This is a genomic window from Phormidium pseudopriestleyi FRX01, from assembly GCF_017313335.1.
GTDB classification, from domain to species: Bacteria; Cyanobacteriota; Cyanobacteriia; order Cyanobacteriales; family Laspinemataceae; genus Laspinema; species Laspinema pseudopriestleyi.
On sequence record NZ_JAFLQW010000477.1, the window covers coordinates 1 to 10,430 of the forward strand.

Here is a 10,430-nt window from a genome sequence, read left to right on the forward strand (position 1 = left end):
TTAATTAATCGCGGAGAGCTGGGTTCACCGAACAATCCCAGTGACAAGCGTCGCTATGTTGAAGAACATGGAGATTTTAGTGCTTGTTTTAGTTATAATACTCGGACTGTTCCCTCGCCCCAAATAACCTCAAGTGGAAAAAAAATCTACGTGTTTTTTTCCAATACAACTCCCGATCCTTTTGTTCAATTTCTAGCATAAGAAATCTGCCCTAGGGTCTGGCCCAGAAAACGACCAACTTCTACGGCAATTGCCTCCGCAAGTTTTGGAGGAACTGCATTCCCAATTTGTTTAAATTGTTGAAATTGAGAGCCATCAAAAAAGTAGTGATCGGGAAAAGATTGAAGGCGAGCCGATTCCCTTACCGAAATAAAGCGATCAAACTCTGGATGGATAAAATCTGAGCAGTCTCGTGCCATGTGAGCGACCAGGGTGTGCGACGGTGCATTCCAGTTTAATCGACGGTATTTATTAGCAAATCCTCCCGAATCCAGAGACTGTAAAACCCCTTGAATATCCATATTCCCTTGCTGAAGAATTTCTCGCAGTTTTTCCGCCTTTTCTCGGTCTTGCCTCCGGCATTCATGAATATCCCTCAATCCATTTCCACCTTGCAACAATTGATCAATGAGTTCCCGAGAAAGCCCTCCTTCTTTAAGTCGAGAAGAAATTTCTGTTCCGTAATCTCCAGGGCGCATCAGAGCAAGGCGCAGGCGACGAATTCCCATCATCCGTTTAGCTGAGTGATGCAAAATTGCACCCCTTTTGTTTCTTAATTCCTGCTGGTAGCGACTCAAACCACTGACAGGAGGGTAAGGTATTGATTCGTGGGTTAAGCGAGGGGGTAAAACCTCTTCCGGTAAGTCCCCAATTGCCTCTGAAACAGTAATAACGGGTTGATAGTTAGATTCAAAAGTTTCTGGAAATAGAGAAAGCTGATAAGGACTTGAGCCGGGTTTTGAGGTATTTTTGCTAATCCCATGAGTGGTGCAGGGAGGCTGCATTTTTTGATGATTGCTCCCACCTAGGATGAAAACCCGCTTTCTAAACTGAGGAACGCCAAAGTCTACTGCATCAAGGGTAATAACTGACACCCCATAGTTTAGTTTTTCAGCCTGATTTACAATATCCTCAACCACATGACCCCCTTCTAGGGAGAGGATGCCTACCACATTTTCCAGAACAAATGCTTTGGGCCTAAATTCTTCTAAAAAATTTAAAAAATATCGGTATAGTCGATTTCTCTGATCTTGAGGGTCTCTCTTGCCATAAGTTGAAAAGCCTTGACAGGGAGGCCCACCCAGAAGAATATCTAAATCGCCTTTTCTGAGCTTCAAGTTTTGACGAAGCTCAAATGGATTCAAACATTCAATAGATTCAGAAGATGTCATCGCTTCTGGATGATTATGGGATAAAGTGGCAAGCGCTGCTTTATCAAAGTCATTTGCAAACAACAGTTTAAATCCTTGTTTTTTAAATCCGGTTGTCATCCCTCCAGCGCCAGCAAATAGATCGATGGATAGAAATGGGCGATCGTTCATAATAACCTTACTTTTTTTTGCCCCTCTACTTTTATTTGTAGTCTGGGTGTAGTGTCTATTTTATCAACTTTTGCAACTAACTATAGAAACTTATCACCCTTAAGGACACAAAAGGGGCGGGGTAAGGTTCAAGACCCCCCTTCTGTATCCTTCTTAAAGTGGCATCAGACTCCCTCAATTTAGTGAATAAGCTGTTACCTGTCTAAATTGGAGAGTAGAAAATCATGAACCCCTTGGAGTGCGAGCATCTTGCTCGCTAGAAACACCCAATTTAGATGCTGAACAGCTTATAGTGCCTTCTCCTCAAAAAAGATGAGCTATTGTTAAACCGCTAGAAATTTTTGAATCACTTCATGGCTGAGTTCTTCAGTAGAACCCGAGGCAACAATTCCTCCTTTTTGCATGGCATAATACCAATCTGCTTCTCGGACAAAATGCAAATGCTGTTCTACTAACAGGACTGAAATGCCTTTTGATTGGATAATCCGACGCACTGCCGCTTCGATTTCTAAAATAATCGAAGGTTGGATGCCTTCCGTGGGTTCATCGAGGATGAGTAAGCGGGGATTTCCCATCAAGGCGCGGGCGATCGCCAGTTGTTGTTGTTGTCCTCCACTCAAATCTCCACCCATCCGATGCAACATTTGGTTTAAAACCGGAAATAATTCAAAGATTTCATCAGAAATTTCCGGAGTTTTAGGCCGAGTGGGTCGTGCTTCTAAGCCCAAAATTAAATTTTCTTTCACCGTCAACCGAGGAATAATTTCCCGCCCTTGGGGGACATAGCCAATCCCCATTTTAGCGCGGCGATCGCTCGATTTATCGATGATGGGTTGACCCTCCAAATAGATTTGTCCCTTCCGAGGTTGCAGTAATCCCATAATTGTTTTTAACAGAGTGGTTTTGCCGACTCCATTCCGTCCAATCAGGCAGACCATTTGTCCCCGAGATACGGTCAAATCCACATCCCACAAAATGTGACTTTCTCCATAATAAACATTCAGACCAGAGACTTGCAGCATCCGATTATGGTCGGGTTCGGTGAACTGGTTTTTTCCTAAATTATCAATTGAGTTCATTAACTTTATTGTCAGGTTTTATAGGGTCTTAATCTGGCTTATTCTTCATGTTCCTCGGTACTTCCCAAATAGACTTGAATCACTTTGGGGTCATTTTTCACCTCTTCGATACTCCCTTCACAGAGTACCGAACCCTCATGTAATACCGTGACTTTGCGGGCAATTTGTCGCACAAATTCCATGTCATGTTCAATCACAATAATCGAATGACTTTGAGCCAAGGAAATCAGTAATTCCCCCGTTAGAGCGGTTTCTTCATCGGTTAAACCCGCCACGGGTTCATCAACGAGCAGTAAATCTGGAGACTGAGCGAGTAACATCCCAATTTCTAGCCATTGCTTTTCTCCGTGGGAGAGTAATCCCGAAGCAATATCCGCTTTAGCGACCAAACCAATGGTTTCCAGCAAGGTTTTGACCGTATTATGCTCCGATGCCGGGGTCGGTTTCAGTAATGTTTGAAATACATTTTTATTCCGATTACAGGAAATTTCCAAATTTTCCCTAGGGGTGAGATTCAAATAAACCCGGGGAGTTTGAAATTTGCGACCGATGCCAAACCGAGCGATACTATCTTCAGAATATTTGCGGAGGTTTCGCCCTTTAAAGAAAACTTTTCCTTGGGTGGGTTTAACTTTTCCGGTAATCACATCCAAAAAGGTGGTTTTTCCGGCACCATTAGGACCAATAATGACCCGCAACTCCCCCGTATTCATGGTAAATGTCAAGTTGTTGAGGGCATTAAATCCGTCAAAACTAACGGTTAAGTTTTCAATTTCTAAGATGTTCTCGTTCACGGACTCTCTCTCTAACACTTGATGACTAGACTGTTTCCCGAGTCAACTCATCGGGAGTAGAGGGTTTTAAGGTTCTAGGGTTTCACGCTCCCGTTGAATTTCGGGGTCTTCTGCTAATTGGGGATAGGTAATCACATACCGAGGATTTCTGGTAATTGTGCGGAGGAAATTACCCGATTCAGTCCTCAACCAGCCGACGATGCCACTGGGAAGGACTAAGACGACAATCAGGAAGAGTGCGCCTTGGAAAAACAGCCAAATTTCGGGGAATTGTTCGCTTAAAAAACTTTTGCCATAGTTGACTAATAAGGCTCCGAGGATGGCTCCAATTAAGGTGGCTCTACCGCCTACCGCAACCCATATTACCATTTCAATGGAAAAGGCAATATCCATTGCTCTAGGGGAAATGATACCTGCTCTGAGGGTAAAAAGTGCACCTCCGAGTCCAGCTAAAGCGGCAGAAATGGCAAAGACTAAGACTTTATATCCCGTGGGATTGTAACCGGAAAAGCGGACGCGACTTTCATCATCACGAATGGCAATGAGTAAGCGTCCAAAGCGTCCCGAGGTTAGCCAGCGACAGAGGAGATAGGAACCCGCTAATAGGATGACGGTGAGGATATAAAACCCATATTGGGTATTTTGGTCAGAGATTTTTAAACCAAAAAGGGTTTGAAAATCTGTGAGTCCGTTGGTGCCGTTGAAGAGTTTTTGTTGTCCGTTGAAGAAGTTAAAAAAAACGATGGTAGCCGCTTGGGTGAGAATGGAGAAGTAGACGCCTCGGATGCGGTTTCGGAAGACGAGATACCCGAGAAAGGCGGCGAGGATGCCTGGAATTAAGATGATGGCGATCGCAGTGAAAGGAAAGGATGAAAAAGGTTTCCAAAACCAAGGCAGTTCCGTCACCCCATAGAGTCCCATAAATTCGGGAAGTTGACTGCTGGCGGTTTCAGGAATTTGTAATTTGATGTGCATGGCGATCGCATATCCACCCAGGGCAAAAAATATCCCATGTCCCAAACTCAGTAATCCCGTATAACCCCAAATCAAATCAATCCCCAAGGCAACGATTGCCAAGGCTAAATACCGATGTAACAAATCTAAGCGAAAATCCGACAAGACTAGCGGCATAACGACAATCAATATTAAAGCCACTACCCCAATCGCCGAGAGTTCAAATAATCGCGGTTTCTGCTTCTTAATCTGATTAATTTTTTCCTTTAATTGGAGAAATCGTTCAATAGAACTGTTATTAGCTGAACTTTCTTTAGCTTTCTTGTCTTCCAATTTCTCTGGGAATTTATCGTTGTTCATGCCGTTTTTTTACTTCGTTTAACTGACTTTTCAATCTAGGCATCAACGGTGCGTCCCTTCTGAGGAAACAGTCCGGCTGGACGGAGTTGTAAGAACAGAATAATCAGCACAAATACCATCACTCTTGCCATACTCGTGGTGGCAAAAAAGGTCAAAAAATCAAATAAAGCACTCTCAGGGGAAACCATTGAAATGAAAATTCCCGAACCAATGAGGTAGTTCACCAATCCAATGGCAAGTGCTGCTACAACGGTTCCAATAATTTTGCCAACTCCCCCGACAACCACCACCATAAACGCATCCACAATATAGTTTTGGCCTGTATTGGGTCCAACGGAACCGAGTAAACTAATGGCACAACCGGCAATTCCCGCTAATCCGGAACCGATCGCAAAGGTTAAGGTATCCACTTTTTGGGTGGGAATTCCTAGACAAGCACTCATGCTGCGATTTTGGGTCACCGCACGAATTCGCAATCCCCAGGGCGATCGCCACAAAAACAGGTAAATTCCCACCACACAAATAACGGTTAGGGCAATAATAAATAACCGGACATAAGGGAGTTGGAAGTTACCAATCGGGATCCCCCCGCGCAACCAACCCGGTGCCGTCACATCGACCCCTTGTGCGCCAAACCAAGGTTGAGTGAGCGCTAATCCCACGGCATTCCCTAAAATCGCACCGAGTGCCACGGTAATTCCAGCAGAAAGAGGCAGCAAAATGGCGATCGCCCAATTGCGAATCCGCTCAAAATCTGGACGCCGCTTCACCCCCCACAATCCGCCAAAAAATAGCAGACAAAACACCACAATTTGAATACACATCAACCAACTGATACTGCGAACCAATTGTTGCAAAATTAAACTCACCCCCCAGGTTGCCAGGAGAGTTTCCAAAGGTCGTCCATACAGGTATCGAATTACCCCCCGTTCTAGGAGAACTCCTGCTAAACCTGCCACTAAAAAGGCCAAAGGCAGTGCAGCAATAATATAGAATCCAAACCAGGGTTCTCCAAATCCTCTAAACACATTTTGGACAACAAATGTCGTGTATGCTCCTAGCATCATCAATTCCCCATGAGCGAGATTAATCACACCCATAATGCCAAAGACAATAGCTAATCCTAATGCAGCAATTAATAAAACCGATCCAATGCTAAGGCCATTAAACAGACTCTGTAAAATTAGTGCCATTATATTTGATTGAAATTATCTCCATGAAGCGTTTATTTTTTTCTAAATTATAACCGTTTAGAGTTTAAATCGGTCAAGAAGAATTTACTTTCAGTTTTCTTTGCCTCTCTAAACTCTAAACGTTACCGTTGCCAAGACTAGGCAATTTTTACATCATGTACTTGCCACCTTTAGAGGGGTCTGACCAGTTGCAGGAATAGCCCTTCGTATCTGCCACATATTGATTCCAAGGAATTGGGTCAACCGGGGCAGGGCTTTCGGAGACAATTTTAAACATTCCATCATCCCCAACTTCACCAATGCGGACCGTTTTCGACAGGTGATGGTTGTTTTGGAGAGTAACCAGACCGCCTGGAGCTTGGAAGGTTTGTCCTACAGCGGCTTTACGGACTGCCTCAATATCATCTGCCGTTCCCGCTTGTTCAACCGCTTGTTTCCACAAATAAACCATAATGTAAGCGGCTTCCATTGGGTCATTCGTCACCCGATTTTGACCGTATTTTGACTTAAATGCCTGCACAAACTTTTGATTTTCTGGGCTATTTACCGATTGGAAATAATTCCAGGCGGCATAATGGCCTTTGAGATATTCTGTCCCGATCGCCCGCACTTCTTCTTCCGCAATACTCACAGACATCGTGGGATATCGGTCCGGATTCAACCCAGCCCCTTGCATCTGTTTGAAAAAGGCAACATTGCTGTCTCCATTTAGGGTATTAAAAATCACGCCACCGTCAGGCAAAGCCGCTTGAATTTTGGTCATAATCGCCGTAACTTCCGTGCCGCCCAGGGGGATATAATCTTCTCCCACGGTTTGTCCACCTTTGGCTTCGAGTTGAGCCTTAATAATTGTATTCGCCGTGCGGGGAAAGACATAATCAGACCCAACAAGAAAGAATTGCTGGCCTTTATTTTCTAACAGCCAATCCACTGCTGGTTCAATCTGTTGATTAGGGGCTGCCCCGGTATAGAAAATGTTATTAGAACATTCCTGGCCTTCATATTGCACGGGATACCATAACATATGACCACTCGACTCAAACACGGGCAACACTGCCTTACGCGAGGCGGATGTCCAGCAGCCAAAAACCGTCGCCACTTGATCCCGATCAATCAGTTTCCTGGCTTTTTCGGCAAAGGTGGGCCAATCCGATGCCCCATCCTCGACGATCGCCTGAATTTTCTTGCCGAGAACCCCTCCGGCGTTGTTAATTTCCTCGATCGCCAACTGTTCTGCATCAACGACACTTTGTTCGCTAATCGCCATCGTTCCACTTAAGGAATGGAGGATTCCTACCTTAATTGTATCTACGCCACCACCTGCCTCCGGAGTTGCTGCATCAGTTTCCGCTACATTAGCCTCGGTACAAGCTTTCAGCAAAATGCTGCTTCCTAGGGCAGCAGTACCATAAAGCAGAAATTTACGCCGTCCAAGTCGATGTGTCATAGTATTTTTTGCACTCTTATTTGGCATTGACTCGCTCCTACAGAGCTTTGATATTAAAGCGATGTTCTCGGAAACAGGTTGTATTTCTTGATACAGAAAATTTCTAAATATTCAAGCCTTAGACCTCTGATATCTAGTCTGAGCCAATTTGTGACAATGTTGCGATTTCTAACAATTGTGAGGTCGAGGGGTAACAGTAGCTTTATGGTCCTTAACATACCCTATAAGCACCGAGTTAAGATACTCATCAGTCCAGGGGTTTGATCGCAATTGATGCGATCGCCCACCCTGAACCGAGTTTCAAATATAGCGACAGTACCTGCACAAACCCGTCAGTTTTTAAACCAGATTAGCCTCAATAAAATCAATCACAGCTTGCAGTCCTTCTTGGGTCTTCAAATTAGTAAAAGTAAAGGGCCGACTGCCGCGCATTTTTTGGCTATCCCGTTCCATCACCCCCAAATCTGCCCCCACTAAAGGCGCAAGGTCAATTTTATTAATCACTAACAAATCAGATTTGGTAATTCCTGGCCCTCCCTTGCGGGGAATTTTATCCCCAGCAGCTACATCAATCACATAAATCGTGAGATCGACTAACTCTGGGCTAAAAGTCGCCGCTAAATTATCACCACCACTTTCTACAAAGACCAAATCCAAGGTCGAAAAACGCCGTTCCAGTTGGGCGATCGCTGCTAAATTCAACGAGGCATCTTCCCGAATCGCCGTATGAGGACATCCTCCCGTTTCTACCCCCATAATTCGCTCCTTTTCAAGGGCCTGAGACCGCACCAAAAATTGAGCATCTTCCTGGGTGTAAATATCATTTGTCACCACCGCCAAATTATAGCGATCGCGCATCGCCTTACACAATGCATCCACTAACGCTGTTTTTCCTGAACCAACGGGACCCGCAATTCCGACACGAAATGAACTCATAATCAGGTTAAATTTTAAAGTCATTGGTCATTAGTCATTAGTCATTTGGGGTTGGTCATTTGTCATCAACAACCAATGACCAATGACCAATGACCAACAGCACAGCTTCAACTCCTAAACAATCGGGAATATTGAGTTTCATGCTGCATACTGGCTAAACTTAGCCCCCAAGTGCAACTGCTGAGGTTATCATCTTCTACCCTTAAAATCGTTTGAACTGCCATCACAAGATTGGGTTGTAAGTTAAATAATAGCTGTTGCCCCGCCGTTTGACCCAGGGGAATCAGTTTCACCCCAGCCCCAATAAAATTACAAGTCCAACTGTGTAAATATCCCAATAAAGCCACATCCGGGGGAATCTGCCAATAGGAAGCAGCAATCCCAAAAGCTACTGCAAAATTACAATCCTCCTCACCCAATGCGGTAACTTCAACTCGGTCTTCTACCGGCAATATGCTCATTAATAACCGTAGTAACGCATTTCCCATCTGCCAACTTTGTTCTCGCAATTCTTCTGTTTCTCGGGTTGCCGATGACCATTGATTCCACTCTTTTACCTTCCCGCAATTGCCTGTATGGGCTGCATTTAAGGCTCTCACCATCACGGCTCCATCTAAATAAATCGCCCCTTCGTGCAATTCCTGTTTAATCCAATTTTGAAGGTTTTCTACACTGTTGATAATGCCGCGTTCTACTAACATTTCTAACCCTTCAGAGTAGCTATAAGCGCCCACAGGTAATGCCGGACTCGCCAGTTGCAACAAAGATAATAATGAAAAATTAGTAACCATAAATTAAGGGGTAATATCAGTTAGTTTGGGAATTTTTAGCTTATCTTGTCGCGGTGAATTTAACACTAAATGACAAATTAAGACCGCCATTAATGATCATGATGGGAGTGATAAGCTCCTATTTTTGGATGAAATGGAGCCATTTCTTCTTGAACCGTTAATCCTAATTGTTCTAACATAGCTTTTAAAACCGGGTCAACGGTCAAACGTAAATAATCCGGTTTAATTTCTAAAGGAACGTGACGATTTCCTAAATGATAGGCAGCGCGTAATAAATCCAGGGGAGTATCAGCGGTAACCATCAGGGTGGGTTCGGGTTTTGCAGTGACAAGAACGATGATGTTTCCTTGGTCACAGGTGAGGCAGTCGCCATCGCTTAGAACTGTCCCTCGGGGTAACTTCAGATGAACTTCTTCTCCTTCCTCGGTTTCAAACCGATGGCGACTGCGAGTGCGATCGTCTGCGGTGAGGGAAAGGGTCAAGGCGATCGCCGCCTCGGGATCTGGTGGCAAACAGTGGGTTAAGGTCAACATTAGCAATGGATCAACAGCAAGCTGTGAAGTTGGGGGACTGGGTTGTACCAAATCCTACCATTGCGGCGATCGCCTTTGAATCCAACCCGAATTTTTCTCAGAGATTTCCCTCAAAACAGTTTTGCATTCAACTGTGATCAGGGACCAAAAACGGGGTTTCTCAACTGGGGTCTTGCCTTGACTGTACCGGCGTCCTCGGAACGGTTCACAACATTCCTAAAAAATATCTGCTAAACCCTCTAGCCAACTCAAAAAAAGCCTGCTACAATCATCTAATGTCAGTCATGCCGATGTAGCTCAGTGGTAGAGCACTTGATTCGTAATCAGGCGGTCGCGGGTTCAAATCCCGCCATCGGCTTTCATTTAAAATCGTTAAAATAGCAATCCAAAGGCGATCGCCAGTCACAAGGGGAAGGTCTGTCAGAAGTCACTATGCGGACTGACGCAGAGGACTTTAAACCTAGCCCTGTCAAGGTGGTAAATTTAATGACGCTCAATCGTTGTTTCATGTAGGGGTAGGGTCTCCAAACCCTATCCGGTGATGTAGGGGTAGGGTCTCCAAACCCTATCCGGTGATGTAGGGGTAGGGTCTCCAAACCCTCTGTAGGGGCGCTTCGGGAAGCGCCCCTAGGGGCCTGCGCATTGCTTTAAACCCTGTAGGGCCATCCAAGCGAATCTGTCCTACAGATATAGCGGCAATGCGGAAGTCCTCTCTGGATTTGCGGAAGTCCTATCAACTCTGAAACCCCGCATAATTTGGGTCAAAAATCGGTTAAAAATTGCTCAAAACTATGGCTAAGAA

10 protein-coding genes, 1 tRNA gene and 1 pseudogene are annotated in these 10,430 nt (G+C 44.7%); 3 read left to right on the top strand and 9 right to left on the bottom strand.

Annotation, left to right across the window (positions count from 1 at the left end):
* Window positions 1-201, top strand: a pseudogene (locus J0895_RS18200) (BsaWI family type II restriction enzyme); the annotation flags it as partial.
* On the opposite strand, the gene J0895_RS18205 reads toward J0895_RS18200, so the two are convergent.
* The 9 genes from J0895_RS18205 to ureE form a co-directional block, all read right to left on the bottom strand.
* Window positions 186-1,541 carry a DNA cytosine methyltransferase gene (locus J0895_RS18205; protein ID WP_207089424.1) on the bottom strand — a complete coding sequence of 452 codons (1,356 nt, stop codon included), beginning with the start codon at window positions 1,539-1,541 and terminating at the stop codon, window positions 186-188. The pseudogene J0895_RS18200 and the gene J0895_RS18205 sit on opposite strands and share 16 nt — an antisense overlap.
* A 323-nt stretch (window positions 1,542-1,864) precedes the next feature.
* The gene (gene urtE / locus J0895_RS18210; RefSeq protein WP_207089430.1) at window positions 1,865-2,563 is read right to left on the bottom strand and encodes an urea ABC transporter ATP-binding subunit UrtE; all 699 of its coding nucleotides are present in this window, start codon (window positions 2,561-2,563) and stop codon (window positions 1,865-1,867) included.
* Window positions 2,564-2,658: 95 nt separating this feature from the next.
* A complete protein-coding gene (gene urtD / locus J0895_RS18215) occupies window positions 2,659-3,414 on the bottom strand; it encodes an urea ABC transporter ATP-binding protein UrtD (RefSeq protein WP_207089425.1) in 756 nt (251 codons plus the stop codon).
* A gap of 66 nt (window positions 3,415-3,480) precedes the next feature.
* On the bottom strand, window positions 3,481-4,728 hold the full coding sequence (urtC, locus tag J0895_RS18220) for an urea ABC transporter permease subunit UrtC (RefSeq protein ID WP_242541398.1): 1,248 nt from the start codon (window positions 4,726-4,728) through the stop codon (window positions 3,481-3,483).
* Window positions 4,729-4,763: 35 nt separating this feature from the next.
* Window positions 4,764-5,921, bottom strand: coding sequence for an ABC transporter permease (locus J0895_RS18225; protein ID WP_207089426.1), 1,158 nt, complete (start codon window positions 5,919-5,921; stop codon window positions 4,764-4,766).
* Window positions 5,922-6,069: 148 nt separating this feature from the next.
* Complete coding sequence (gene urtA, locus J0895_RS18230) at window positions 6,070-7,368, bottom strand: urea ABC transporter substrate-binding protein (RefSeq protein ID WP_207089427.1); 1,299 nt, start codon at window positions 7,366-7,368, stop codon at window positions 6,070-6,072.
* A 339-nt stretch (window positions 7,369-7,707) separates the two neighbouring features.
* Complete coding sequence (ureG, locus tag J0895_RS18235; protein WP_207089432.1) at window positions 7,708-8,304, bottom strand: urease accessory protein UreG; 597 nt, start codon at window positions 8,302-8,304, stop codon at window positions 7,708-7,710.
* Between the two features lie 107 nt (window positions 8,305-8,411).
* Window positions 8,412-9,095, bottom strand: a complete 684-nt coding sequence (locus J0895_RS18240; RefSeq protein ID WP_207089428.1) for an urease accessory protein UreF — start codon at window positions 9,093-9,095, stop codon at window positions 8,412-8,414.
* 89 nt (window positions 9,096-9,184) lie between these two features.
* Window positions 9,185-9,628: an urease accessory protein UreE gene (gene ureE / locus J0895_RS18245; protein WP_207089429.1), complete on the bottom strand. Its 444-nt coding sequence runs from the start codon at window positions 9,626-9,628 to the stop codon at window positions 9,185-9,187.
* A gap of 5 nt (window positions 9,629-9,633) precedes the next feature.
* Between ureE and J0895_RS26495 the strand changes: the two genes are divergently transcribed.
* Both J0895_RS26495 and J0895_RS18250 read left to right on the top strand, forming a co-directional pair.
* Window positions 9,634-9,765, top strand: coding sequence for a hypothetical protein (locus J0895_RS26495; protein ID WP_277989866.1), 132 nt, complete (start codon window positions 9,634-9,636; stop codon window positions 9,763-9,765).
* Window positions 9,766-9,914: 149 nt separating this feature from the next.
* Window positions 9,915-9,986, top strand: a tRNA-Thr gene (locus J0895_RS18250).
* Window positions 9,987-10,430 lie beyond the last annotated feature (444 nt).